General features: G+C 54.9%; 23 protein-coding genes. 13 read left to right on the top strand and 10 right to left on the bottom strand.

Annotated elements, in window-relative coordinates; translation table 11 throughout:
• The first annotated feature begins 161 nt into the window (after positions 1-161).
• The 4 genes from TH2_RS19355 to TH2_RS19345 all read left to right on the top strand — a co-directional run bounded on the left by TH2_RS19355 (position 162) and on the right by TH2_RS19345 (position 3954).
• On the top strand, positions 162-1712 hold the full coding sequence (locus tag TH2_RS19355; protein ID WP_008892142.1) for an NAD-dependent succinate-semialdehyde dehydrogenase: 1551 nt from the start codon (positions 162-164) through the stop codon (positions 1710-1712).
• Positions 1713-2210: 498 nt separating this feature from the next.
• Positions 2211-2372 carry an RSP_7527 family protein gene (locus tag TH2_RS21355; protein ID WP_157088485.1) on the top strand — a complete coding sequence of 54 codons (162 nt, stop codon included), beginning with the start codon at positions 2211-2213 and terminating at the stop codon, positions 2370-2372.
• A 163-nt stretch (positions 2373-2535) separates the two neighbouring features.
• Complete coding sequence (locus tag TH2_RS19350; protein WP_008892141.1) at positions 2536-3324, top strand: alpha/beta fold hydrolase; 789 nt, start codon at positions 2536-2538, stop codon at positions 3322-3324.
• Positions 3325-3339: 15 nt separating this feature from the next.
• Positions 3340-3954, top strand: coding sequence for an NUDIX domain-containing protein (locus tag TH2_RS19345; protein WP_008892140.1), 615 nt, complete (start codon positions 3340-3342; stop codon positions 3952-3954).
• A gap of 7 nt (positions 3955-3961) precedes the next feature.
• Here TH2_RS19345 and TH2_RS19340 read toward each other — a convergent pair whose 3' ends face one another.
• From TH2_RS19340 to TH2_RS21910, 3 genes are all read right to left on the bottom strand, one after another.
• On the bottom strand, positions 3962-4684 hold the full coding sequence (locus tag TH2_RS19340) for an SDR family oxidoreductase (protein WP_008892139.1): 723 nt from the start codon (positions 4682-4684) through the stop codon (positions 3962-3964).
• 159 nt (positions 4685-4843) lie between these two features.
• The gene (locus TH2_RS19335; protein WP_008892138.1) at positions 4844-6133 is read right to left on the bottom strand and encodes a polyhydroxyalkanoate depolymerase; all 1290 of its coding nucleotides are present in this window, start codon (positions 6131-6133) and stop codon (positions 4844-4846) included.
• Between the two features lie 704 nt (positions 6134-6837).
• The gene (locus TH2_RS21910; protein ID WP_255356223.1) at positions 6838-6969 is read right to left on the bottom strand and encodes a hypothetical protein; all 132 of its coding nucleotides are present in this window, start codon (positions 6967-6969) and stop codon (positions 6838-6840) included.
• Between the two features lie 800 nt (positions 6970-7769).
• Between TH2_RS21910 and zwf the strand changes: the two genes are divergently transcribed.
• The 5 genes from zwf to TH2_RS19310 all read left to right on the top strand — a co-directional run bounded on the left by zwf (position 7770) and on the right by TH2_RS19310 (position 13495).
• Positions 7770-9263 carry a glucose-6-phosphate dehydrogenase gene (zwf, locus tag TH2_RS19330; RefSeq protein ID WP_008892137.1) on the top strand — a complete coding sequence of 498 codons (1494 nt, stop codon included), beginning with the start codon at positions 7770-7772 and terminating at the stop codon, positions 9261-9263.
• A 73-nt stretch (positions 9264-9336) separates the two neighbouring features.
• The gene (gene pgl / locus TH2_RS19325) at positions 9337-10056 is read left to right on the top strand and encodes a 6-phosphogluconolactonase (protein ID WP_008892136.1); all 720 of its coding nucleotides are present in this window, start codon (positions 9337-9339) and stop codon (positions 10054-10056) included.
• Between the two features lie 5 nt (positions 10057-10061).
• Positions 10062-11894, top strand: coding sequence for a phosphogluconate dehydratase (gene edd / locus TH2_RS19320; RefSeq protein WP_008892135.1), 1833 nt, complete (start codon positions 10062-10064; stop codon positions 11892-11894).
• Positions 11894-12832: a glucokinase gene (gene glk, locus TH2_RS19315; protein WP_008892134.1), complete on the top strand. Its 939-nt coding sequence runs from the start codon at positions 11894-11896 to the stop codon at positions 12830-12832. Before edd ends, glk begins: the two co-directional genes overlap by 1 nt.
• 21 nt (positions 12833-12853) lie before the next feature.
• Complete coding sequence (locus TH2_RS19310; protein WP_008892133.1) at positions 12854-13495, top strand: bifunctional 4-hydroxy-2-oxoglutarate aldolase/2-dehydro-3-deoxy-phosphogluconate aldolase; 642 nt, start codon at positions 12854-12856, stop codon at positions 13493-13495.
• 89 nt (positions 13496-13584) lie between these two features.
• Here the strand turns inward: TH2_RS19310 and TH2_RS19305 are convergent, their stop codons facing one another.
• The 4 genes from TH2_RS19305 to TH2_RS19290 all read right to left on the bottom strand — a co-directional run bounded on the left by TH2_RS19305 (position 13585) and on the right by TH2_RS19290 (position 18194).
• A complete protein-coding gene (locus TH2_RS19305) occupies positions 13585-14964 on the bottom strand; it encodes a cytochrome c (RefSeq protein ID WP_008892132.1) in 1380 nt (459 codons plus the stop codon).
• 15 nt (positions 14965-14979) lie between these two features.
• Positions 14980-16746 (bottom strand): GMC family oxidoreductase, encoded by a 1767-nt coding sequence (locus tag TH2_RS19300; RefSeq protein ID WP_008892131.1) that lies wholly within the window; start codon positions 16744-16746, stop codon positions 14980-14982.
• Positions 16747-16751: 5 nt separating this feature from the next.
• The gene (locus tag TH2_RS19295) at positions 16752-17450 is read right to left on the bottom strand and encodes a gluconate 2-dehydrogenase subunit 3 family protein (RefSeq protein ID WP_040824730.1); all 699 of its coding nucleotides are present in this window, start codon (positions 17448-17450) and stop codon (positions 16752-16754) included.
• A gap of 510 nt (positions 17451-17960) precedes the next feature.
• Positions 17961-18194 (bottom strand): hypothetical protein, encoded by a 234-nt coding sequence (locus tag TH2_RS19290; RefSeq protein ID WP_008892129.1) that lies wholly within the window; start codon positions 18192-18194, stop codon positions 17961-17963.
• 149 nt (positions 18195-18343) lie between these two features.
• Between TH2_RS19290 and TH2_RS19285 the strand changes: the two genes are divergently transcribed.
• From TH2_RS19285 to TH2_RS19270, 4 genes are all read left to right on the top strand, one after another.
• On the top strand, positions 18344-19213 hold the full coding sequence (locus TH2_RS19285; protein ID WP_008892128.1) for a LysR family transcriptional regulator: 870 nt from the start codon (positions 18344-18346) through the stop codon (positions 19211-19213).
• Positions 19214-19388: 175 nt separating this feature from the next.
• The gene (locus TH2_RS19280; protein WP_040824727.1) at positions 19389-19931 is read left to right on the top strand and encodes a sigma-70 family RNA polymerase sigma factor; all 543 of its coding nucleotides are present in this window, start codon (positions 19389-19391) and stop codon (positions 19929-19931) included.
• Positions 19928-20668, top strand: a complete 741-nt coding sequence (locus TH2_RS19275; RefSeq protein ID WP_008892126.1) for an anti-sigma factor — start codon at positions 19928-19930, stop codon at positions 20666-20668. The genes TH2_RS19280 and TH2_RS19275 overlap by 4 nt, the downstream gene beginning before the upstream one ends.
• A 125-nt stretch (positions 20669-20793) precedes the next feature.
• The gene (locus TH2_RS19270; protein WP_008892125.1) at positions 20794-21240 is read left to right on the top strand and encodes a DUF7282 domain-containing protein; all 447 of its coding nucleotides are present in this window, start codon (positions 20794-20796) and stop codon (positions 21238-21240) included.
• Between the two features lie 80 nt (positions 21241-21320).
• Here the strand turns inward: TH2_RS19270 and TH2_RS19265 are convergent, their stop codons facing one another.
• From TH2_RS19265 to TH2_RS19255, 3 genes are read right to left on the bottom strand one after another with little or no spacing between them, the layout of a single operon-like run.
• A complete protein-coding gene (locus TH2_RS19265; RefSeq protein WP_008892124.1) occupies positions 21321-22340 on the bottom strand; it encodes a nickel/cobalt transporter in 1020 nt (339 codons plus the stop codon).
• Complete coding sequence (locus tag TH2_RS19260; protein ID WP_008892123.1) at positions 22309-23004, bottom strand: DUF1007 family protein; 696 nt, start codon at positions 23002-23004, stop codon at positions 22309-22311. Before TH2_RS19260 ends, TH2_RS19265 begins: the two co-directional genes overlap by 32 nt.
• Positions 22964-24097 carry a zinc ABC transporter substrate-binding protein gene (locus TH2_RS19255; RefSeq protein WP_008892122.1) on the bottom strand — a complete coding sequence of 378 codons (1134 nt, stop codon included), beginning with the start codon at positions 24095-24097 and terminating at the stop codon, positions 22964-22966. Before TH2_RS19255 ends, TH2_RS19260 begins: the two co-directional genes overlap by 41 nt.
• Positions 24098-24298: the final 201 nt, after the last annotated feature.

The raw sequence follows: 24298 nt of genomic DNA, 5'->3' as shown, positions 1-24298 counted from the left end.
TGAGTGCAGCGTTCAGTTTTAGTTTTTTATATTGAGATGTAAGCACGTTATTGCCATTAGCCCGCCGCAAAGCTTAGTGTCCCAGCAGTGCCCCCGAAACTGTAATCACAAGCGCGTGATCACCAAAATTTTTGTTGTCGCGTGCCAAGGAAGTCCCGCCCATGTCCGCTGCCACCCGGAATAATTCACCCTCCGAATCATCCGTCCCGGATCCGCAGGCCAATGAGACCCTTATTCGCGAGGGACGCGCGCGTGCACGCGCCCTTATCCGCGACTGGAACCTTAAACATGCCTATATCAACGGGGAATGGCGGGCGGCCGACAGCCGTGAAACGCTGGACGTGATCGACCCGGCAAAGGGTGACGTGATTGGCACAGTGCCATTTATGCGCACATCCGAGGCCCGGCAGGCGATTGATGCTGCCCACGCGGCCTTTCCGGCATGGTCGCGTATGCTGGCACGCGAACGGGCAGATATCTTGCGCCGCTGGCGTGACTTGCTTGAAACTCATCAAGAAGACCTAGCTGCCCTGATTACCCTTGAACAGGGAAAACCGCTTGATCAGGCGCTGCGCGAAGTGGTCGGTGCGATTGCCTATGCCGAATGGTATGGCGAAGAAGCCAAGCGCACCTATGGCCAAACCATGCCCGCAACCCAGCGCGATCGCCGTGTCGTCGTTCAAAAACACCCCGTAGGTGTGGTCGCAGCGATTACGCCCTGGAACTTCCCGCTGACCATGGTGGTGCGTAAATGTGCGCCGGCATTGGCGGCGGGCTGTACCGTGATTGTCAAACCGGCTGAGGATACCCCGCTTTCGGCCTTGGCGGCGGCCAAACTGGCCGAACAGGCCGGTTTCCCGCCGGGTGTGTTTAACGTCGTGACCGGTTTGCCCCACCCGATAGGCGAGGCCCTTACAGGCGATCAGCGCGTTCGGATGTTGTCGTTCACTGGCTCAACCTCGGTGGGCAAACGGTTGATGGAACAATGCGCGCCGACGATGAAAAAGCTGTCGCTGGAACTTGGCGGCAATGCGCCCTTTATCGTCATGGACGATGCCGATCTTGATGCAGCCGTTGCGGGCGCGATGATTTCAAAGTTCCGCAACAGTGGCCAGACCTGCGTTTGTGCCAACCGCATTTTCGTCCAGGACGGTGTCTATGATGCCTTTGTCGAAAAGTTCGTTGCGGCTAGCAAGGCACAGACCATTGGCAATGGATTTGTGCCCGGCACGGAATTGGGGCCACTGATCAACCGCCAGGCGGTGGCGAAGGTCGAACGCCTTGTTGCTGATGCCCAAAAACGCGGTGCAAACCTGATTTATGGCGCGGCCTTGCCCGACGAAGGCTTTTTCACCCGGCCACTTGTGATGATCGATGTGCCCGATGATGCAGATTGCTTTGACGAGGAGCTGTTTGCCCCGGTGGCGCCGATCTATCGGTTTGGCACTGAAGATGACGTGATCACACTTGCCAATCGGGCGCGCACCGGACTGTCTTCTTATATCTATAGTCGCGATATTGGCCGGATCCAACGGCTTGCCGATCGTCTGGAAGTCGGGGTGGTCGGCATCAATGATGGTACCACCAGCCACGAAGGTGCGCCGTTTGGCGGGGTCAAGGAAAGTGGTCAGGGCCGGGAAGGCGGTCATTGGGGTCTTGAGGAATATCTTGAACCCAAATACCTCAATTACGCCCTTAAGTCGGGCAACTGACGGCGTGTAAAGAACACGCGAATAGGAGGATCGTAAAACGGCAATATCCTGATCGGGTATTGCCGTTTTCTGCTTTTGGATGAGCTATGCAAAATTGTGCGGTGTGACTCTGGCGAAAATATCCGCAATTTTGACCGCATTTGGCGAAAAATCGATCTGCACCAAGTATTTTTCGATGATTTTTCTTCTGCGCAGGACTTGAAATACCGTTGGGCAGAGCACCTTCATATTAGGATCATCGTAGATTTGGTGGGATGTTGAGGGTTTCCAGACCTGAAAATGTGAGCAAAACGAACGCCTTATTTGTCATGATACAAATATGTGAAATATGCATGACGGAATTATCTCATTGCTGATCATAGGTATGCGTTGAGTGCATGTTTGGGGTGATAAAACTCTTCTCGTCGGTATGATCAAACAGGCGTACACCGGGTTTAACGAAACACACAGCGAAACCCCGGCGGGAACAACGCCGGATGCTTTTAAGAGGAAACGGACATGAAAATGTATCGTGATTATGACCTGGTTGCCCTGCAGCGCGAAGCTGAACATCTCCGTGCACAGGCTATGCGTCAGATGCTTGTTGCACTGGTGCGCAAAGTTGGTGCCCTGTTTGGCGCACACAACAAACCCCATGGTGGTGTTGCTGCTGGCGCGTAAGTGCGCGGCTGACCACACCCTGCGACCGTTCAATCGGTACGCTTAAAAACGCCTCCGCATCTCGTTGTTGCGGAGGTGTTTTTGTTTGGGCACTTCACCTTCGCAGTTTGCACCGCTATTAAGGGGGATCGACCCCGTTCGAATTGCGCAGAAGTTGGTCTTTATGAAACTTGCCCATTACGCCTTTGGCGAAGAAAACCGTGACAACGGCACCATCGTGATTGTCCATGGCCTGTTTGGTCAGGCCCGCAACTGGACGGCCATCGCACGGCGACTGGCGGAAAAGTATCACGTTGTCACCGCTGATTTGCGAAATCACGGACGCTCCGACTGGGACGCGGAAATGACCTATCCGGCCATGGCGGCCGATCTGGCCGAACTGATCGGCGAGGTATCCGATAAACCGGTGCATCTGGTCGGGCATTCGATGGGCGGCAAGGCATCGATGGTGCTTGCCCTGTCGGCCGATGCCGGTTTGGTTGCCGACCTGGTGGTGGTCGATATTGCCCCGGTTTCCTATGACCATGATTATAGCGGCTATATCAGTGCCATGCGCGATGTCGACTTTTCCGCGATATCGCGCCGCTCCGAGGTCGAAGATGCCCTGTCTTCTGGCGTATTGGAAAAGGGCGTGCGTCAATTCCTTGCCCAGAATGTCGCCACCGACAAGGAAACGGGCGCTATGTCATGGCAGGTCAATATCGATGCCATGGACAATCATCTTGACGATATCATCGGCTGGCCAACGGACGGGCTTGCCGATCAGTATGACGGCGATGTGCTGTTTATTTCGGGTGCGAACTCGCACTATGTCGATCCCAAGGACCGCGATCACATCAAATCCCTTTTCCCCAAGGCGGCCTTTACCAGCATCAAGGGTGCTGGCCACTGGGTCCATGCCGAGAAACCCGACGCCGTGCTTTTGACCCTGTCGGCCTTCCTGAAACGCTAGTCCGGTGACGCCATCATGTTCGATCTGCCCAAAGGCTGGTCTATTCCCGATCAGGATCACGTCCGTGTCAGTGATATCGAATGTCTGTCGGACAACTGGTATCGCCTTTATCGCGTCAGCTTTGATCTGAAGCGATCAGATGGATCGTGGCAAAGTCAGACGCGCGAAGCTTATGAACGCGGCAATGGCGCGGGCATCCTGCTTTATAACTGCACGGACCGCACAGTGATCCTGACCCGACAGTTTCGCCTGCCAAGCTTTGTCAATGGCAACGAAGACGGCATGTTGATCGAAGTCCCAGCAGGTGTGCTTGATGATCGTGATCCGGCCGCAGCCGTCATTGCCGAGGTCGAAGAAGAAACCGGCTATAAGATCGGAAAGCCCCGCCAGGTCTTTGATCTGTTCATGAGCCCGGGATCCGTCACCGAACGTCTGCATCTGTTCGTTGCCGAAGTCACCCGCGATCACCGCGAAGGGGATGGTGGCGGCCTGCACGAAGAGGGCGAGGACATCCATGTGCTTGAGATCGGCTTCGACGACATCATTCCGATGATGGCCGATGGCCGTATCCGCGATGCCAAGACCATTATCCTGTTGCAGCACGCCCTTCTGATCAAGCTGTTTGATTAAGCACGGATCACCAAGGCAGCTCTGTACCGTCATAGGCAAAGAACCCGCCTGATTTCTGGGCCTCAAGCTGATCAATGACGTTCAGCATATTGGCCGTCGCCTCGTCCGGGCTTTGCACCTTCAGTCCGGATTTGGCAAACGGACCGGAAAGCCCGGTATCGACCGTGCCGGGATGAAGGGCCACGCAAACGCAATCACGTTTGTTCCGCCCGATTTCAATCGCGGTGCATTTAACCAGCTGATTAAGCGCTGCCTTGGCCGCACGGTATCCGTACCAGCCCCCCATGCGATTATCCCCGATACTACCAACCTTGGCTGACAGGGTGACAAACACAGATTTGCCTGAACGCGGCAACAGCGGGCAGAAATGCTTCATCAAAAGCGCCGGGCCAATCGCGTTGATCTGAAACTGCTTGGCCATGTAGTCGGCATCAATGTGGCGCAGGGATTTTTCCGGCTGGAAATTCTCGTCATGCAGATATCCCGTCGCATCAATGATCAGGCGTACTTCGCCACCAACCGTTTTGATATAATCCGCGCATTCGGCGACGGTTTCCGGGCGATCAAAATCAAGGGCAGGACTGCTGGATCGCGAAAGCGCGATCACCCCTGAAAACCGCCCGCTGGCCCGCAAATGATCGACAAAGGCCTTTCCGATGCCGCCTGTTGCGCCACAGACGACGGCAAGGCTGTCTTTTGGAAAAGTGTCAAATGTCGTCAAGCTGGTCATGGTGGTGGGCTCAGTCGTTGTTTCGCTGTTTAAGGCTTTACGCGTTGCCGTGAGGGGTGGTTCACCTGTGTCTTTTGGTCAATAGCAGTACCGCGATCAAACCAAAAAAGCCGCCTGTTTTTATGCAGGCGGCTTTTGATATGGGGTTGCGGTTAGGTGTTATTCGGCCGCGTTGATGTGCGTGACATTGGGAGCACTTCGCGCACCTTTGCCTTCGTGATCGTGACGGCGGATGAATTCCTTGATCCGCGGGCTGATCTGTTCACGCCAGCGGCGTCCATTAAAGACACCGTAATGGCCGACACCCTGCTGAAGATGATGCATGCGCATATTGTCAGGCAGATTGGTGGTCAGCTTGTGGGCCGCGCGGGTCTGTCCCATGCCGGTAATGTCATCACGTTCACCTTCAACGGTCAGAAGGGCCGTTTTGGTGATGGCGGATGGATCAACCGGAACGCCCTGCCAGCGCATCGTACCCTCGGGCAGGCTGTGTTCGTGGAACACGACCTTCAGCGTCTGCAGATAAAACTCGGCTGTCATATCCATGACCGCCAGATATTCCTGATAGAAATGACGCTTGGCATCGGCACTTTCGCCATCACCTTCGACAAGGTGATTGAACATGTCGTGATGGGCGGAAACGTGACGATCCCAGTTCATGCTCATGAAGCCTGCAAGCTGCATAAAGCCCGGGTACACCCGGCGCATCACACCCGCATGGGGCAGTGGAACGTGTGAAATCACATGCTGCTCAAACCAGTCAAGGGTATGCTGCTTGGCGAACTTGTTGACCTCGGTCGGGTTTTCGCGGGTATCAATCGGGCCCCCCATCAGGGTCATCGATGCTGGCTGGCAGGCTTCGTTGCCGGCTGCCATCAGGGATGCTGCGGCAACCACCGGCACAGAGGGCTGGCAAACGGCCATCATGTGGGTGTTCGGGCCAAGCTTGCGCAGGAAGCGCATCAGATAATCGATATAGCTATCCAGATCGAAATGGCCAAGGTGGACGGGCACCAGACGGGCATCAATCCAGTCGGTGATATAGACATCATGATCGGGCAGAAGTGCTTCGACCGTGCCGCGCAGAAGCGTTGAAAAGTGTCCGGAAAGCGGTGCTACAATCAACAGGCGCGGGTCGTCGGGCTGTGTTTTCAGATGGTCGGTTTCGCGCTTGAAATGCAACAGGTTGCAAAAAGCTTCGCTGTGGACGATTTCTTCGGTGACCGGCACGGTTTCACCGTTGATCACCGTCGTGTCCAGACCGAATTCCGGTTTGCCGTAACGATGGGTAATATGCGTGAACACGTCACACGCTGCGGCCGCTGCCCGACCCTGATGGGTATAGGACATTGGATTGGCCGGATTGCGCAGCCACTTCTTGCTGGCGTCAGCAGCCATGCGAAGCGGGCTTATTGTGGCGTGCTGCAATTCATAAAGGTGATACAGCATTTATTCTCACTCCCGGGTGACCGACAAAGGTTTAAGTGGTCACCGACCTGGTTTACGGCATTTCACCCTGTTTTATCCGCGCACAGCGTACCCGCGCGCGTAATCTGGCTTTTTTCAGAATTCCGGTCGGGACGAATAATTTCCGTTGGCCGATCTGACGCCCGTTGCTCAATATCTGGGGATCAGCGTTCTGAAATCCAATTGTTGCTTCAAAGCCTACTTGAGTTCCGCAGACAAGCAATAGCCATAAAGTATGAGGAAATGACGAATTATCTTTTTTCACCCTGATTCAAACGAAATTTTGCCGGTTTGTCGAGTGAAATTTTGCGATGCAGCGTAAACTGTTGCGATGCAATAAAAAGTTTTTGGCATGTAACGTTGGATCTTGGCAGGCGATTGATGAGGTGAATGTGAGGAAGGCTCATGTTTTCTGTTGGGGGGCAATCTGGTACCGGGTACGTGCAAACCAAAAAAAAAAGCGCCGCTATTGGGGAAATAGCGGCGCCAGTAGGCGGAGTATGCGGAAAGCATTATTGCGGTCTATGAGGCCACATGGGGAAGACCGGGCGTAGGGAAGGTCTGACCGACAGGCGGGACAGGGTTTGGGTGCGGGGTTGCCTGCCGGTCAGACGCCCGTGATGGACAAAAGCTGGGTGGCTTATGGTCCGGGCCTCAGAAACACAAATAACGTGTGTTGGGAATTCCTAGACAAGACCGCGAAGGGTTTGGGCCATGCCAAGTCCGATCACAAACAGGAAAAATCCTGTGCTGCCGACAACAGCGACTGTGCTGCAAAGCTCGTTTAAGCGGGTCGGGTTTTCGATCAGTTTCAGCATGGTGTGTCCTCCTCAATCTGTCTGAGGAAACCATACTGTTCCAATTTTGTTCTCGCAAGAACAAAATTGGAACAAAGAAGGATAATTCATGTTAAGTATATGATATATATAAATTAAATTTCGTTCACAAATGTTCTCATTCTTGTGGTGAGAACAGGAACGAGAATAGGTTTTCTTGTGCCAATGAGATCGCAAAGGCGCAGAAAACAGCGATTCCGCGCGAGTCTTGTTTCAATGTTCTTTTGTGTTCTCGCTGGTTGATGGGAATTAAACGCCGATTGAACCGGTCCAAGAGATCGTTTTTTGGAACAAACCGTGCGCCAAATGCAAATCGTCCGAACTGTTTCAATCGTGCGTGCGGGGGTGTTGGCAGAATCAAATTGTTGCACGATGTTTCAACTGTCCTAAAATGCAGGAAATCCGGCTGTAATTGCAGTGGTTTTGCAACAAACTGTTACGGTTAAACCGGATTTCGGTAAAACGTCTTCTATCGCGCGTGATCGCAGTGGTCTTGCCCCCATGGATCGTGTAACAGTGCGCGTAAGGATCGTGACGAATTAGCCTTGCTGATCAGGACACAGCAGGGCCGGACGTCATGCTCCGGTCGTCAGGTGTTTGGCGACAGACCATCGGTCATCAAGATGGGTGTCATATTCCTGTCAGGTGACAAATAACAGGCGGGATCGGAAAATCCGGTTCTGCATCACGGCATCGGCCGTGCCCCGATTGTCTGCCAGGATCGCAAGATCCAGGGTCCCACCTTGGCGACGGGAAGGAAACGTTGGAAGGCTAAGGGCATAATGAAACAAAGGCAAAGGCTTAAGCATCGTATCGCGGATATCGTGATTTTCGGTGGGACCGGAGATCTGGCGTTACGTAAACTTTTTCCCGCACTGTATGAAATGGAACGCACCGGGCGTTTCGATGATGAGACCCGCATCTTTGGCGCATCGCGCAGCGAACATAGCGACGAAGATTTCCGGGCCAAGCTGGAAGAAGCCGGGAAGAAATTCATTCCCAAAGGCGAATTCGAACCCGAGACGTGGACGAAGTTCGCCAGCCGCATCGCCTATGTGCAGGTTTCTGCCGGCGATGAAAGCGGGTTCAAGGTCCTGTATGAAAAGCTGTCCGATCAGCCTGATCGCGACCGCGTCTTTTATTTCTCGACCAGTCCGTCGCTGTTTGCCGACATGGCCTTTAATCTGAAAAAGGCCGGTCTGGTGACGCCGAATTCCCGTGTCGTGCTTGAAAAGCCGCTGGGCCATGATCTTGACAGTTGCCGCGAAATCAACGGCCAGATCGGTGAAGTGTTCGAGGAAAACCAGATTTTCCGTATCGACCACTATCTTGGCAAGGAAACGGTGCAGAACCTGATGATCCTGCGCTTTGCCAACGCCATGTTCGAGCCGCTGTGGAACAGCGCGCATATCGATCACGTACAGATCACGGTCGGCGAGGAAGTCGGTGTCGAGGGCCGCTGGTCCTATTATGACGATGCCGGTGCCATGCGCGATATGGTGCAGAACCATATGTTGCAGCTTTTGTGCCTTGTCGCGATGGAGCCGCCTTATGTCCTTGATCAGGACGCGGTCCGCGATGAAAAGGTCAAGGTGCTGAAAGCCCTTCAGCCGATCAACGATAGCAACATCGACAGCTCCACCGTGCGCGGCCAGTACCGCAAGGGCGCTGTGGGTGGCAAGGAAGTGCCGGGTTACCTCGAAGAAGAAGGGGCCAATACCGACAGCACCACGGAAACCTTTGTCGCCATCCGGGCGGAGCTTGATAATTGGCGCTGGTCAGGTGTTCCGTTCTATCTGCGCACGGGCAAACGTTTGCCCAAACGCCATTCGGAAATTGTCATTCAGTTCCGTGACGTTCCGCACCAGATTTTCCCGTTGGCAAAATCCATGACCAACTATCAGGCCAACAAGTTGGTCCTGCGCCTGCAGCCGGATGACGGTATCCATCTTGTGCTCAATAACAAGAACCCGGGACCGGGGCTTGTGCGTTTGCGCCCGACGGCATTGAACCTGTCCTTTGCCGAGGCCTTTGGTGGCCGCAGCCCGGATGCCTATGAGCGTCTTTTGCTGGATGCGATTGATGGCAACAACACCCTGTTTGTCCGCCGCGATGAACAGGATATTGCCTGGCAGTGGGTCGACGCCATTCAGGATGCGTGGCAGAACAATCATGTTACGCCCAAGGGATATACCGCCGGAACGTGGGGCCCGTCTGCTGCCATCGCCCTGATCGAACGCGATGGCCGGACCTGGAACGAAGAAGCCGGGTTCTAGCATTGTGCACCCCGGTACTTGTGTGCCGGGGCCTTGCGCAAACGCGCCATGACCCCAACTTCGGGAAGAAGACATGACAAACGAACGCACATTCAAAAGCGGCGATGAAATGCTTGCGGCAATGGTCAAGGAAACCGTTGATCGTCTGGAATTTGCCATCGCAACCCGCGGCCACGCCAGCATTGCGGTCGCCGGTGGACGCTTTCCAAAGCCGCTGTTTCAAACCTTGTCCAAGGCGCGCCTTGACTGGTCAAAGGTGATTGTCACCCTTGGCGATGATCGCTGGGTCGGGCTTGATGATGATCAGTCTAATGAAAAGCTGGTGCGCGATAACCTGTTTATCAACGAAGCGCAGAACGCCCGCTTTGTGTCGCTGAAAACAGGCGATAACAGCCCGGAAGACGCGGTCGAAACCGTCAGCGCGCGGTTGCGCACTGAAATGCACTGGCCGCTTGATATCGTATTTTTGGGGATGGGGGATGATGGTCATACCGCATCACTTTTCCCGTCCTCGACCCCCGAAGCCCTGGGTAATGGGCTTTATCCCAAGCATGGCGAACTGGTTGCCGCTGCCCGCCCGACCGTATCCCCGGTCCCGCGCATCAGCATGACTTTGCCCGCCATCCTGAATTCCCGGTACATTGCCATCCATATTACCGGACAATCCAAATGGTCGACCTATGAAACCGCGAAAAACGGCACGGAAATCGAAGAGATGCCGGTTCGCGCAATCTTGCAGCAGAACGATGTCCCCGTCGATCTGTGGTGGAGCGCCGAGAACCCGAAAGGCTGAACCCCATGAAACGTGAAATAGAACAGATTACAAAACGCATTATCGAGCGTTCCAAACCAACCCGCGAAGCCTACCTTGCCAAGATCGAGGCAGCGGCATCTGATCGTCCGCACCGCTCCGCCCTGTCATGTGGCAACCTTGCCCATGCCTCGGCCGGTTGCGGGGCTGCGGAAAAGCAGCGCATTAACGGCGAAGACGGTGCAAACCTTGGCATCGTCACGTCCTATAACGATATGCTGTCGGCCCATCAGCCGTTGGGCGTTTACCCTGACCGCATCAAGAAGGCCGTGTTTGAAGCAGGCGGCACCGCACAGGTTGCCGGTGGTGTTCCGGCGATGTGTGATGGCGTGACGCAAGGCCGTCCGGGCATGGAACTGTCGCTTTTCTCACGCGATGTCATTGCCATGTCCACAGCCGTGTCGCTGTCGCATGATGTGTTTGATGCGGCCCTTTACCTTGGTGTTTGCGATAAAATCGTTCCGGGTCTTGTCATGGGCGCGCTTTCGTATGGCCATATCCCGGCGGTGTTTGTCCCGGCCGGGCCGATGCCATCAGGCTTGCCGAATAATGAAAAGGCCCGCATCCGTCAGCTTTATGCCCAGGGCAAAGTTGGCCGCAAGGAACTGCTTGAGGCAGAAACCGCGTCTTACCACAGCCCGGGAACCTGCACCTTCTATGGCACGGCGAACTCCAACCAGATGCTGATGGAAGTCATGGGCTTGCATCTTCCGGGGGCGGCGTTCGTCAACCCGAACACCGATCTGCGCGATGCGCTGACCGAAGAAGCCGCACGTCGTGCGCTTGCCATCACCAAGCTTGGCAATGACTATCGCCCGATTGGCAAAATCCTTGATGAAAAGGCGTTTGTGAACGGGATCGTTGGCTTGCTCGCGACCGGTGGCTCGACCAACCATACCCTGCATCTTCCGGCCATGGCGCGTGCAGCCGGGATCGAGCTTCGCTGGGATGATTTCGATGAGCTGTCGCGCATCGTGCCGTTGCTTTGCCGCGTTTATCCGAATGGACAGGCCGATGTGAACCACTTCCATGCGGCTGGCGGCATGGGCTTTGTGATTTCTGATCTGCTTAAGAACGGTATCTTGCACCCGGATCTTGAAACGATTCATACCGGTGGCATGGCGGCCTATGGTACCGAGCCGTATCTGGATAATGGCAAGCTTTCCTGGCGGGATGCGCCGGAAACCAGCCATGACGAAGAAATCCTGCGTCCGACCGAAAAGGCATTCAGTGCCGATGGTGGCCTTCGTATGCTTTCGGGTAACCTTGGCCGTTCTGTGATCAAGGTTTCGGCTGTTAAGCCGGAAAACCGCGTGATCGAAGCGCCGGCGGCGGTGTTTACATCGCAGGAAGAAATGATGGATGCCTTCAAGGAAGGCAAACTGCATCGTGACGTTGTTTGTGTTGTCCGCTTCCAGGGCCCCAAAGCCAACGGCATGCCGGAACTGCACAAACTGACCCCGCCATTGGGCGTTCTGCAAGACCTTGGCTACAAGGTTGCCCTTGTAACCGATGGCCGTATGTCAGGCGCATCGGGCAAGGTCCCGGCCGCCATTCACGTCACGCCCGAAGGCATGATGAACGGTCCGATCGCCAAGGTTCAGGATGGCGATATCATTCGTCTTGATGCCGAAACCGGCGAATTGTTGCTCAATGTCACCGACGCCGAATTGGCCAAGCGTGACTTTGCGACCTTTGATCATAAGGCCGAACATCAGGATGGCTTTGGCCGCGAGATGTTTGGTGTCTTCCGCGAACATGTTGGTCTGGCTGAACTTGGTGCCTCTGCGGCCTTCCCGGGGGAGGCTGAAGTCGCGTAATGCAGCTGGTTGGTGATATTGGCGGGACCAATGCCCGCTTTGCCTGGCTGGATGAAGCAGGCGATCCCCACACACCCATGACATTGCCGGTGCGTGAATATGCCACCATCGGCGATGCCATGCGGGACTTCATGGCGAAAACCGATTGCACGGATTTGCGTGAATTTGCTGTGGCGGTGGCATGCCCCGCCATGGCCGATACGGTCAAGTTCACCAACAATCCGTGGGTGTTCTCCAAGGAGGCACTCAAGGCCGAATTCAATCTGGATCGGCTTGTGGTGGTCAATGACTTTACCGGTCTTGCCATGTCGGTGCCCTATCTCGGGGACGAAGACCTGATCACGCTGTTTGATGGTCCGGGCCGTCCGGGTTTGCCATTGGCTGTGGTCGGGGCAGGGACTGGTCTTGGCGTCTCGGGGCTGCTGCTGCACGAAGGAAAATGGTTGCCCATACAGGGTGAAGGCGGGCATGTGTCGCTGCCGGCGATTGATGATCTGGATTACGAGATCGTCAAATTCCTGGGCCAGGAACTTGATCGTGTTTCAGCCGAACGTGTTTTGTCGGGCATGGGGCTTGAAAACCTCTATCGGGCGCTTGCCGCGATTGAGGGGCTTGATGTCGAACCCAAAACTGCGGCCGAGGTTGTCGATGGTGCCCTTAAGGACGGGGATGCCCTGTGTCTTAAGGTGCTGGAACGGTTTTGCATGTTCCTTGGCGGTGTTGCCGGGGACTTGGTCTTAACCCTTGGGGCCTTTGACGGGGTGTTTATCGGCGGCGGTATTGGCCCGCGCATTACCGATTACATGAAGAAAAGCGCGCTCAAGGAGCGCATGATCGCCAAGGGGCGGTTCCGTGATTTGATGAATGATGTGCCGGTGCGCCTGATGACGGCGAAATACCCGGCCCTGATCGGTTGCGCCAAGATTTTAACGGCGTAATCGAAACCTGGAGGAAAGTTAATGAGCCTTTCATCGCGTGAAATTCTGTTCAAGGCACCGGTCGTTCCGGTTCTGGTGATCGAAGACGCCAACGATGCCGTGCCGCTGGCCAAGGCGCTTGTCGCTGGTGGGCTGCCGGTACTTGAAATCACCCTGCGGAGCGCCGCGGCCGAAGAAAGCATCAAGCGCATCATCGCCGAGGTGCCCGATGCGATTACCGGTGCGGGCACCGTGATCAATGCCAAACAGATGGAACGCATGGCCGAAATCGGATGTGCCTTCGCCGTGTCGCCCGGCCATACCGAAGGTTTGCTTAAGGCAGCCAAGGATACCGGATGCCCGTTGCTTCCGGGTGCCGGGACACCGTCGGAAATCATGAACCTGATTGATCATGGCTACGACATCCTGAAATTCTTCCCGGCAGAACAGCAGGGCGGTGTTTCAATGCTCAAGGCTATTTCGGGGCCACTGCCGCAGGTATCCTTCTGCCCGACTGGCGGTGTGTCGCTGTCCAACCTGGCCGACTATCTGGCCCTGCCAAACATCATCACCGTGGGGGGCTCCTGGGTCGCGCCCAAGGATGCGGTCAAGGCCGGTGACTGGGGCACGATCACCAAACTTGCACAGGAAGCGACCGACAAGGTCAAGGCGCTGCGCGGCTGATTGTTTCAGGATCAAACGCCAAAGCCTGCACACGAAAAAGGGACCCTTTCGGGTCCCTTTTTTATTGAGGTTGTTTTGTGGCGTCTGGGTTAGTGAGCGAAGCCTGCAGCGCGAAGTTCGGCGACGTCATCGGCAGTTACGGCCGACGCATCATTCGACCAGCCCTGACGGACGAAGGTTGCAAGTTCTGCGAGTTCCTCGTCAGACAAACGATCACCAAATCCTGGCATCGCAAGCCGTTCCGGACGCTTGTCGGTCGATGGCATCCGTGCGCCATGCAAGATGACGTCAATCAAGCCACCGGCTGTGTCCGATACCACAAGGGCATTGCCGTCAAGTGCTGGGAAAACACCATGTGCGCCCTTGCCATTGACAAAGTGACAGGCATTGCAGTTGTCGAGATAAAGACGCGCACCAAGCGGCATCGCAGGATCGGCCGATGCCAGAAGTTGCACGGTTTCGCCCGACAGATCGGCACGTTTGGACGATGCTGCGGCAATACTGTTGTCCGCATCATTCCCGGCATCGGTAGCCAGATTGGTCATCTGGTCCGGTCCACCAGTTGTTTTGCCATTGATGTGACGCAGGTACGTCACCATCGCGTGCATGTCTTCATCACTGGCATATTGCAGGGATTCCCCCACCACCTGTGTCATTTCACCCGCAACCGCCGAATGGCTGTTACGTCCGGTCGACAGATAGGCAGCAAGGTCATTTGCGCTCCATTTTTCCGGTGCAGACCCTTTGCCATACAGGCTTGGAGCTGGCCAGTTTCCAATGACACCACCCGCAAGGTAGTCGCTGTCTTCGGCAGTTTCGCCAGCTTGCGCAAAGATGGTGTTACGCGGGCTATGGCATGCGGCACAGTGGCCGACACCGTCGATCAGATAGGCGCCACGGTTCAGGACCGCATCGTCATAGAGATCCGGGTGACCGGCATCGCCCAGAGCAAGCCAGTTCCACAGACGAATGCCCCAACGCTGGTTGAATGGAAATGCAAGGTCAGTCTCGGGGGCCGCTTCCGAAACCGGTGCGACTTCGTTCATGAAGTAGTCGTACAAGGCACGTACGTCTTCTTCCTTCAGATTGCGATAGTTTTCATACGGCATGGCCGGATAAAGGTGCGTGCCATCCGGTTCAATCCCGTCATAAAGTGCGGCGCGGAAGTCATCGAGGCTATATCCCCCGATACCGTTTTTCGGGTCCGGGGTGATATTGGTCGACCAGATCGTTCCGAACGGACTTTCGATTGCACGGCCACCCGCAAACGGTTTGCCGCCTTCGGCAGTGTGGCAGGCCTTGCAGTCTGCCAGGCGCATGACGTATTCGCCATGGCCTTCTGCGGCTTTGAAGTTGGCCGGTAAACTGCTGACCGGCGCGGTCCTGGACGCTGGCACAAAAATAATCAATGCCAGTACAACGATGCCCAAAACCAGAAGGGCAGCGACGAGTTTTGCAAATTTGTTCATGATGATGCCCCTGCCTTATACCAGTGGTCGCGGATTGGGCAGGTAATCCTTACGGATTGCATCCACAGCCCAATAGGCGAGTGCCCCGACAGTGCCCGTCGGGTTGTACTGGATATTTTGTGGGAAGGCAGATGCCCCCATGACAAAGACGTTATGAACGTCCCAGCTTTGCAAATAGCGGTTCAGTGCCGATTTGTTCGGTTCTGATCCCATGATGGCGCCGCCGACATTGTGCGTCGTCTGATAGGGGCGAACGTCATACATGGCGCCTTTGGATTTGTATCCCGACTGCATGATGTCCGGGTTCATGCTTTTGGCCAGCTCTTCAATCCGGCCTTTCATGAACTGGGTCATCCGGATGTCATTATCCTTCCAGTTGAAGGTCATGCGCATCAACGGCCGACCGTGCTTGTCCTTGTAGGTCGGATCAAGATCAAGATAGTTGCTCTGATAGGACATGTTCGAGCCATGCGAGCCGATTGACATCGAGTGGCCGTACCATTCCTTGATCGCGCTTTTCCAACCTGCACCCCATTTGGGTGTTCCGGCCGGCAGGCGCATGGAACGGATTGGCTGTCCATTGAAGGTGCCTGACGAGATATAACTGCCGCCAATGAAGCCTTCGGCAGCAAAGTCGATCTGATTGATCGCAAAATCGTCGATCACGTGGCCATTGGACCCGGCACCGACAAACGGGTTGAAGTCGATATCCTTGAAGAACAGTGCCGTCCCGCCATTGGTCTGATAGGCATAGTTCTTACCGGTTACACCTTCACCCGTTCTGGGGTTATAGGGTTGCCCGATGCCTGACAGCAACATCAGATGGACATTGTGCAGCTGATAGGCGGCCAGAATGACCAGGTCCGCAGGCTGGAAAACTTCTTCGCCATTGGCGTCGACATATGTAACGCCTTTTGCCGTTTTACCATCACTGGCAAGTTCGACTTTCAGAACTTCCGCATTGGTGCGGTATTCGAAGTTCGGTTTGCGTTTGAGGGCATCAAGAATACAGGTCTGCGGGGATGACTTGGAATAGTTCAGGCAGCCATAACGCTCACAGAACCCGCAGAAGTTACACGGGCCCAATTGCATGCCATACGGGTTGGTATAGGCACGCGATGCGTTTGCGGCTGGGCGCGGATAGGGGTGATACCCCATCTTTCTTGCCGCATCGGCAAACTTGTTTGAGTCAACTGTCTGATCAAGCGGTGGCATCGGATAGTCGCTTGATCGGGGCGCTTCGAAAGGGTTGCCGCCCTCGACGGTTTCACCGTTGAGATTGCCCGCCTTGCCGGAAATGCCGGCGATCTTCTCGAAGCGGTCAAAATAGGGTTCAAGTTCAGCGTAGTTCACGCCCCAGTCCTGAATGGTCATGTCGTCGGGGATAATGTCTGCGCCAAAATTGCGTTCGACATAGGAACGAAGTTCAAGTTCTTCGGCCATCGGGCGGAAAGTATGCCCGTTCCAGTGCATCCCGGCACCGCCGACACCATCACCGGGAAGAAACGATCCAAGATGGCGATAGGGAAGCGCTGTTTCCGACAGGTCACGGCGGATCGTCAGGGTCGAGTTGCGCGGCTTCTGCATAAAGCCATAGCGGACACCGTATTTCAGTTCATCCGCGACATTTGGATATTTCCAATCAGGAACGGTATCGCGATCTTCACCGCGTTCGAGTGCCAGAACATCAAGGCCTTCGTTGCAAAGTTCCATGCCAAGGATCGAGCCGGTCCAGCCAAGACCAACGATGACGACGTCACGTTTTTTCTCTTGTCTTGCCATGGTGATCAGCCCCTCTTTCCGGAAATGTCGACGGGACCAAGCGGGTAGGGTTTTTCGACACCAACCCATTCGCGGAAGCTCGCACGGGCGCCGGGGAAACCGATATGGTTCCACGCAGCCATTTCGTGGTTGCCGCCATACATCGGGTCGGCGAAATAGCCTTCCTTGGTGTTTTGCAGCAACAGATCAAACAGATCGGCACCCTGCGTGCTCGACAGTTTGATTTCACCTGCATCAAGTGCGGCGAGAACGGCATCTTTGGTCTGTTTGTCGAGTTCGGCAAAAACAGCGCCGTGTTCGGTCTGACACAATGCGTTCAGTTCGGCGATACCGGCCCGGTAAGCTTCGGCTGGCGTCAATGGTGATTGGTAGCCAAGTTCGGCAGGTGCATCGGGATCATGCGGACCTTCCATATACCAGTCTGCGGCATTGCCGAAATCGCCAGCCATCTGACGGTCAATAAAGATCGGAACATGCGCATCAAGCGCACCGGGGCCATCACCCTCGGCCGGGATCAAGCGGTCGGTTGCTGCGACGATGAACTTCCATTCGTCGGCCGTGAAATATTCGGGTTGATAATCTGAAAGGTGGGGCGTTTCGGATTGGGCAAATGCATTGGCAGAGTATCCTGCCGAAAGCATCGTCCCGACTGCGCCGGCTTGCAGGAAACTGCGTCGGTTCAGCTTGAAGTTTGCTTCACTCATTTTCTTGCTCTCTTGTCTTTTTTCAGGATGAAAAAGGTGACTGCGGTGGCGGGGAAGCAGGCCTTTTTCGGACATGATCCTGAATTGATAGAGCAATTCTACGCCCTTCGTTCAGCCATGCGTCAAGGTATGGCAGGGATGCATTCTTTGTGTTGTCGAATAGGACTTCTGCCGTAAAAACATATATATACGCGCTGTAATCCTTTGTTTTTCAGTCTTCATGAGTTTATTTTGATATTGGATTTCTATTGTCATTTCATCAGACAAATCTTTGTCGAAAAATCGCCAGGGTTTTATGGGTTGCTGGGATAAGAACCTTATGGGGTTGGGCTGGAATGAGAATTCTCAAAAATGACTACGAGTCATTTGTCTGGTGGTATGACGAGACTTACCCGCTGGTATCCCATTCGTATCTAAATGAAGCCCAAGCACAAAAAAGGGACCCAAACGGGTCCCTTTTTTCATCAGGGTAGTCCATGCGACTTTTCGGTGTCGCAACCGATTCAAGGCCTAGCCTTTGATACGGTCCACATACCAGGTCGAACCGTTGAACTTGCGCTGCAGACCGAGGTCGGCAAGTTCTGCGTGGCTAAGTGAATCCCAACCGTAGTTCGCGGCCTTATGGGCACGTGAGGGGCCGATCTTGCTTGCGATCTGGCCAAGAAGCGATCCGAACGGCATGCGTTTCGCGAACGGGTCGGTAGCAGCATTGAATTGCGGTGCAGCGGAAACCGTGTGTGCCATGATGGCCTCCTATGATCTACGGTTGATTTGCGTTTCGATGGGCGGAAAATGTCATATGCGAAATAAAACGGGAACTACTTTGTTTTGCATAGCTACTGTGCAAAAATGCACGACGATTTTGACAGATTCCAAGGGACCAAATAACGCCTATGAATTGGAATGATTTACGCTACTTCCTTGTTCTTGCGGAAGAAAATAGCCTGTCCGGTGCGGCGCGACGTTTGCGTAAAGAACATACCACCGTTGCGAGGCGGATCGAGGCGCTCGAAAGTGATCTTGGCACAAAACTTTTTGACCGATTGCCACGTGGCTGGCAGCTGACATCAGCAGGTCGAAACCTTGTTCCTGTGGCCGAACGAGTCGAAGAAGAAGCCCTGACATTCGAGCGACAGGCAAAGGGCGATGAAGCCGCCCACGGGGTTGTGCGCATTTCCGTGCCCCCGGTCGCCGGACGTGTATTGTTCGCACCGCGTCTTGCCCGATTGCTCAAGGCGCATAAGGGACTCGAATTCGAAATCATTGGCGCGGCGAATATCGTCAATCTGGCGCGGCGTGAAGCCGATGTCGCCGTACGCATGATCACGCCGCGTGAACCGGGCCTGATTACCCGCAAACTGGTTGAACTGGGTGTGGGGCTGTATGGCGGGGTTGGCTATAAGGACCGCGTGCCGGAAATGGACTGGGAATTTTGCGGTTATGAGGACACCACATATGGTGCATCCAAACGGGAATGGGTGCGCACGGTCCTTGATCGGGAATTGCCCTGTCGGTTCCGTGCTGATGATACCGAAACCGTCCGTCAGTTCATTGCCGCCGGCCATGGCGTCGGCGTTTTGCCGCGCTATTTTGGTGATCGCGATGATGAACTCGAATTGATCCACGCAGATGTCGAAGGCCGCAGCCGTGAAAGTGTGTGGATGGTGGTGCACCCGGATATGCGCCGATCGCCCGGCGTGCGTCTTGTGATGGATGCCCTGATCAAGGCGGCCAACAATATCGCCGAGGAATATCAGGTCTGAGCGGCAAACCTGCCATGCAAGGAGGCAGCCCTACGCGTTGTTTTCTTTGAAATAAAACTGATCAGGTTGCTATCTGGCGGCGTAAAGTGTTTTGGCTCGGGATCATGCGCGATCCCGTATTTGTTTCTTTCATACAGCCGCACGTCGGGCGGGCTGTATGCATGTGGCGGTGGGTATGACATCGACCCGGGATTTGGAAAACCTGCTGAGGCAGTCGATCGAAGGCAATACGGATGCCTTCGAACAGCTTTATAATGCAACATCAGCGAAACTTTTCGGTATCGTCCTGCGTATCTTGAGAAATCGCGCCGAGAGCGAGGACGCCCTTCAGGACATTTATGTGCGTATCTGGCAAAAGGCGGGGGATTTCGAGCCCGGTCGTGCCTCGATCATTACATGGATGGCAACCATTGCCCGTAACCGGGCGATTGATATCGTCCGGCGGCAACGCCCGGAAGCCGATATCGATGATGCAGATATTGAAACGCTGATATCGTCGGACTCTGCATTTGACCAGATGGCTGTTGCAGACGAGATGCGTCAGCTTGACCATTGCCTGAACGATCTCGAAGACGACCGCCAGCAGATTGTAAAGCTGGCCTATCTCGAAGGCTGGTCACGTGCCGAACTGGCTGAACGCTTTGCCCAACCGGTCGGAACGATCAAGACATGGCTGCATCGCAGCCTGAGACAATTAAAGGAATGCCTGGGAACATGACGGACCGGGATGATATTGACATGTTGGCGGCGGAATATGTGTTGGGGACTCTTGAGCCCGCACAACGCCAATCCGTTGAGACACGTCGCAGCCAGGAACCCGAACTTGATCGCGCGATTTCTGACTGGGAAGCGCGCCTGTCGCCGTTAAATGCCCATTATGATGCGGTTGCCCCGTCGCGCGATCTGTTTGCCGGTATTCGTGCCCGGATCGAAGGTGCCGCACAGGCTACGCGCCAAGCCGCCAGCCAACAGGTGCCGGGTGTGGTGGAATTCGCCAAACTCAAACGTCGACTGGCCGTTTGGCGCGCCGGTGCGTTGGGGGCTGCGGCGATTGCTGCCAGTCTGATTGCGGTTGTGCTTTCAGGTGATCTGAATTCCCCGGTGCAGAACGGACAGTTTGTTGCCGTCTTCCATCGCGATGACACCCAACCGGCCTTTGTCATGAGTGTTGATCTTGAAACCCGCGAAGTTACCATTCGCCCGGTCGAGGCGACAGTACCCGAAGGCAAGACCTATCAGCTGTGGATTGTGACCGAGGAAACCGGGCCGAAACCAAAATCGCTTGGCCTGCTTGAAAACATCGCCAATCCGACAACCAAACAGCTTGGCGGGTTTGATCCGGCCATGTTGCGCAATGCAACGTTTGGCATCAGCTTGGAGCCCGAAGGCGGTTCACCAACTGGTCAGCCAACCGGTCCTGCGATCCATGGGCGCCTTATTTCCGTCGCTCAGTAAAAAAAGTCACCTTTGCTGAAACCCGATTGATTTGGCTGCGTAGCTTCTGTGTGTGCGATGAAACGCATGACATGAGCGAGCGCAGAAAACAGCGCGTTCCAGATCAAAAGCAAAGGAGACTTCACATGACCTTCAAAGCCAAAGCAACGGCAAAAGCAACCGGCGTGATCACGGCAATGATGTTGAGTGCCGGTTTTGTATTCGGTGGTGCCGGTGCGGCAAACGCAATGGGTCCGATGGTCGAAGCCATGGATCAGGATGTTTCGGCTGGGGTGGTGACCGCATCGAAAATCATGGCAGGCGAAAACGGCTGGCTGGTTGTCCATCGCACCAACAGCGATATGAAGCCGGGACCGGTTGTTGGCTATGCACCGCTTAAAAAGGGTGAAAACATGGATGTATCCGCCATCCTGCAGGAACCGGTCAAGTCCGGCGAAATGTTGATGCTGATGGTGCATTCCGAAGCCGGTGGCATGAAAACGGGTGTTTTCGAATACACCCTGGGGGCCAAGGAAGACGGCCCGATCAAGCCGGACGGAAAACTGGTAATGAAAGTTGTATCTGCCCAGTAAGGCAGAGATCGACTTACCCAAATAGACGAGATCGTTTTCAGCCCGCAAGTGTCCCCTTGCGGGCTGTTTTTATGTCCGGGTCAAAGCCAGCCCAGCTGTCGTGCCGACGCCAGCAACAGCATCACACCAAACAGGGTAATGATTGCAGCCCCGGTAAAGCCGACCGTGCGGCGAATGATGCCTGACGACGTTTCCGAAACGCTGAACAGATGCTGTGTGCCTGTGCGAATGCCGATGGCTGCCAGTCCGATCAGGCTGATGGTAATCGCGACCCCAAGCGCCATGGCAAAGGCAGCGCCAATCCCGATCAAAAACATCCCGTTGGCCAGGGTAAACAGCAGAACAAGGATCGACCCGGTGCAGGGGCGCAAACCTGCGACAACACCGGTTGAGATCATCTGCCAGTTGGATTGAACTGCCGGGGCATTGTGATGGGTGTGATGGTGGCTGTGGTCATGATTATGATCATGCGCATGTGTATGTGCATCATGGTGATGATGCACGCCCGGTCCGTGGTGATCGCAACAATCATCACGGCCTTGCAGGATGCGAAGCGCCATCACTGCGCCCAAGGCGGCAATCAGGGCGTATGAAACCGCCTCCATGATCAGGCCGTTCTTGGTAACCGCTGCCGGGCCCAGATTAAGGATCAGGGTCAGTCCACCGACCATGACGATGGCCGAAACCGCCTGAACGGTGGCAATCAGGCCGCCCATTGCCACACCCTGTTTCCATCCGGCATCGCGCGACAGGAAATAGGTGGTGGTGATCATCTTGCCATGACCGGGGCCCGCCGCGTGAAAGACGCCATACCCGAAAGACAGGGCAATAATGACAAGGCCCGGCCAGAAGCTGTCACCGTTCTTGGCTTCGCGGAGGGTTGCGGTGATTTCACGGTTGAATTTGGTCTGAATGATCACCGTCTGGCCAATAAGGTCTGAAAGCCAGTCGGGCAGGGTAATCAGGCTGTCTTCGACGTTATCGGCATCCGGATTGTGTGCAGGACTGCTTTGGGTGCTATCGGTTGCCCCGCGACCCAGAAGGTTTGATGATTGTGCGGCTGCCGGATTACTCGACGAGAACGAAATCGCCAGGAGCAAGGCCGCCAGAACTGCTGCTATCTGCCACCTTGGCCGCGCAAACAACATCGGCACGGATTGGCGCGACCAGGTCAAAATAGATGCGGTTCTTTTCATCTTCGCTAATCTCGAAATGGCAGGACAGGTTTTTGGCCCCCGCAAACAGGACGGGATCGACCTGTGTGTAGGCGACATCGATATAGTATTCGGCATCATAGACCGACAGGCTGATGACATCCTTGATCGGATCAAGCGGTGTTTCGAGCATCAGCTTGAAGTCGTAACTTACCCGGCGGTCATCGGTGATATCGGCAACAAAATCAGTCGCACCGGCAAAGGATACCAGTTCTTCGTTCTTGCGCAGATGTGTCAGCCAGGAAAACTCGGAAAGGGCTGCAAAGGCATTGTCGTGCACGGCTGTATTTTCTTCGTCAAAGAACCGGGTGTCATGGTTTTTGTCGAACTCGTCGATCATGGTCATGCTAAACAGATCGTCAAACAGCCAGCGCACGCGAATGGCGGTAATCTTGTCGTTTTCAAAAACGAATTCGGCATTCGCGTCGATCCAGACATGTGGATGCGCAAATGCCGAAGGGGCGGTTGCCAGCATCGTCATGCCGGCAACCAAAATCATTGCGGTGCGCTTACGAAGCGTCGCCAAGGCAATCGACAAGTGCGTCGACATTTTGTGCGAGAATTTCCTGATAGGCATTTGGCCCCGCAGCAATGTCAAAGCCAAGCGGGTCAAGCGTACCGGTCCGGATGCCAGTGTCAGACACGACGGCCTGAACGATTGCCGGGCGGAATTGCGGTTCGGCAAATATGCAGACAGCGCCGGTATCATGGATTTTGTCTTCGATTTCATGAAGGCGTTTGGCTCCGGGCTTTTGATCTGGCGAAACTGTAATCGATCCGACCGCGTTCAGGCCAAGGCCGGCTTCGAGATACTGATAGGCATCATGGAATACCACATAGGGCTTGTCCTGGACCGGTGCAACTTTTGCCCGAAGATCATTACCAAGGTTGGTCAGGCTTGCAAGTAGTGTCTGCAGGTTTGCGCGATAGTCGTCGGCATGTTCCGGATCAATCTCGGCCAGTTCATCGGCGATGGCAATCGCGATGGTCGCGCCATTGGCCGGATCCATCCAGATATGCGTGTCGATACCGTCATGTTCGTGATGTTCGACGCCATCATGGTGGTCGTCATCGTCATGTTTTTCATGTTCGGCCACATGGTCGTGATCATGATCATCATGTGCCGCCTGATCATGTTCGGCTTCGTGGTCGTGATCATGGTCATCATCGTGGGCATGGTCGTCATGCTCCTCATGCTCCTCATGCTCCTCATGATCATCATGCATGTCGCCTTCATGATCATGCATGTGACCTTCCCACGTGCCGCCTTCGCGCATATTGCGCAGTGACAGTTGCGACAGGGAAACCAGCTCAAGCTGATGGCTATGGCCAGAAAGGCTTTCAAGCGGTTTTTCAAGGAAGCCTTCCAGCGCATGCGAAACATAGATCACCAGATCGGCATCGTTTAGCGCACGCGCCTCACTCGGCCGCAAAGAATAGGTATGCGGTGAAGACGCGCCATCAATCAGCAAAACCGGCTCCCCGATATCTTTCATGATAGCACTCGTGATGCCGTGGATTGGCTTGATGGAGGTCACGACTTTCGGGGCATCGTCGCCATGGGCGGCCGCGGTCAGCGGGGCGGCAACAAGGATCGGGGCGGCAAATACAATGTGACGGAGGGCTCGGCGCAAGGAAGGCATGTGGGTGATCCGGTTAGCAATGGGTTTGATATTCGATATGTGTTGTTATGATATAACATAACAAATCGTCAAGAAGAAACGACCAGGGCCGGAAAAATGAACGCTGCTGATCAGCGGTTTCTATGAAACTCAATTCTGATTCAGGTGTTTTCATACCAGAAGGGGTGTTTCCAGACGCAGCAATCCCCACCTGAAACAACA

This window comes from Thalassospira profundimaris WP0211 (genome assembly GCF_000300275.1).
Lineage (GTDB): Bacteria > Pseudomonadota > Alphaproteobacteria > Rhodospirillales > Thalassospiraceae > Thalassospira > Thalassospira profundimaris.
This window is presented reverse-complemented; position numbering and strand designations above follow the sequence as displayed.

What these genes read in the sequence shown, in the direction of transcription:
- TH2_RS19355 (WP_008892142.1), top strand. Translation starts at nt 162, where the DNA reads ATGTCCGCTGCCACCCGGAATAATTCACCCTCCGAATCATCCGTCCCG.
- TH2_RS21355 (WP_157088485.1), top strand. Translation starts at nt 2,211, where the DNA reads ATGAAAATGTATCGTGATTATGACCTGGTTGCCCTGCAGCGCGAAGCT.
- TH2_RS19350 (WP_008892141.1), top strand. Translation starts at nt 2,536, where the DNA reads ATGAAACTTGCCCATTACGCCTTTGGCGAAGAAAACCGTGACAACGGC.
- TH2_RS19345 (WP_008892140.1), top strand. Translation starts at nt 3,340, where the DNA reads ATGTTCGATCTGCCCAAAGGCTGGTCTATTCCCGATCAGGATCACGTC.
- TH2_RS19340 (WP_008892139.1), bottom strand. Translation starts at nt 4,684, where the DNA reads ATGACCAGCTTGACGACATTTGACACTTTTCCAAAAGACAGCCTTGCC.
- TH2_RS19335 (WP_008892138.1), bottom strand. Translation starts at nt 6,133, where the DNA reads ATGCTGTATCACCTTTATGAATTGCAGCACGCCACAATAAGCCCGCTT.
- TH2_RS21910 (WP_255356223.1), bottom strand. Translation starts at nt 6,969, where the DNA reads ATGCTGAAACTGATCGAAAACCCGACCCGCTTAAACGAGCTTTGCAGC.
- zwf (WP_008892137.1), top strand. Translation starts at nt 7,770, where the DNA reads ATGAAACAAAGGCAAAGGCTTAAGCATCGTATCGCGGATATCGTGATT.
- pgl (WP_008892136.1), top strand. Translation starts at nt 9,337, where the DNA reads ATGACAAACGAACGCACATTCAAAAGCGGCGATGAAATGCTTGCGGCA.
- edd (WP_008892135.1), top strand. Translation starts at nt 10,062, where the DNA reads ATGAAACGTGAAATAGAACAGATTACAAAACGCATTATCGAGCGTTCC.
- glk (WP_008892134.1), top strand. Translation starts at nt 11,894, where the DNA reads ATGCAGCTGGTTGGTGATATTGGCGGGACCAATGCCCGCTTTGCCTGG.
- TH2_RS19310 (WP_008892133.1), top strand. Translation starts at nt 12,854, where the DNA reads ATGAGCCTTTCATCGCGTGAAATTCTGTTCAAGGCACCGGTCGTTCCG.
- TH2_RS19305 (WP_008892132.1), bottom strand. Translation starts at nt 14,964, where the DNA reads ATGAACAAATTTGCAAAACTCGTCGCTGCCCTTCTGGTTTTGGGCATC.
- TH2_RS19300 (WP_008892131.1), bottom strand. Translation starts at nt 16,746, where the DNA reads ATGGCAAGACAAGAGAAAAAACGTGACGTCGTCATCGTTGGTCTTGGC.
- TH2_RS19295 (WP_040824730.1), bottom strand. Translation starts at nt 17,450, where the DNA reads ATGAGTGAAGCAAACTTCAAGCTGAACCGACGCAGTTTCCTGCAAGCC.
- TH2_RS19290 (WP_008892129.1), bottom strand. Translation starts at nt 18,194, where the DNA reads ATGGCACACACGGTTTCCGCTGCACCGCAATTCAATGCTGCTACCGAC.
- TH2_RS19285 (WP_008892128.1), top strand. Translation starts at nt 18,344, where the DNA reads ATGAATTGGAATGATTTACGCTACTTCCTTGTTCTTGCGGAAGAAAAT.
- TH2_RS19280 (WP_040824727.1), top strand. Translation starts at nt 19,389, where the DNA reads ATGACATCGACCCGGGATTTGGAAAACCTGCTGAGGCAGTCGATCGAA.
- TH2_RS19275 (WP_008892126.1), top strand. Translation starts at nt 19,928, where the DNA reads ATGACGGACCGGGATGATATTGACATGTTGGCGGCGGAATATGTGTTG.
- TH2_RS19270 (WP_008892125.1), top strand. Translation starts at nt 20,794, where the DNA reads ATGACCTTCAAAGCCAAAGCAACGGCAAAAGCAACCGGCGTGATCACG.
- TH2_RS19260 (WP_008892123.1), bottom strand. Translation starts at nt 23,004, where the DNA reads ATGTCGACGCACTTGTCGATTGCCTTGGCGACGCTTCGTAAGCGCACC.
- TH2_RS19255 (WP_008892122.1), bottom strand. Translation starts at nt 24,097, where the DNA reads ATGCCTTCCTTGCGCCGAGCCCTCCGTCACATTGTATTTGCCGCCCCG.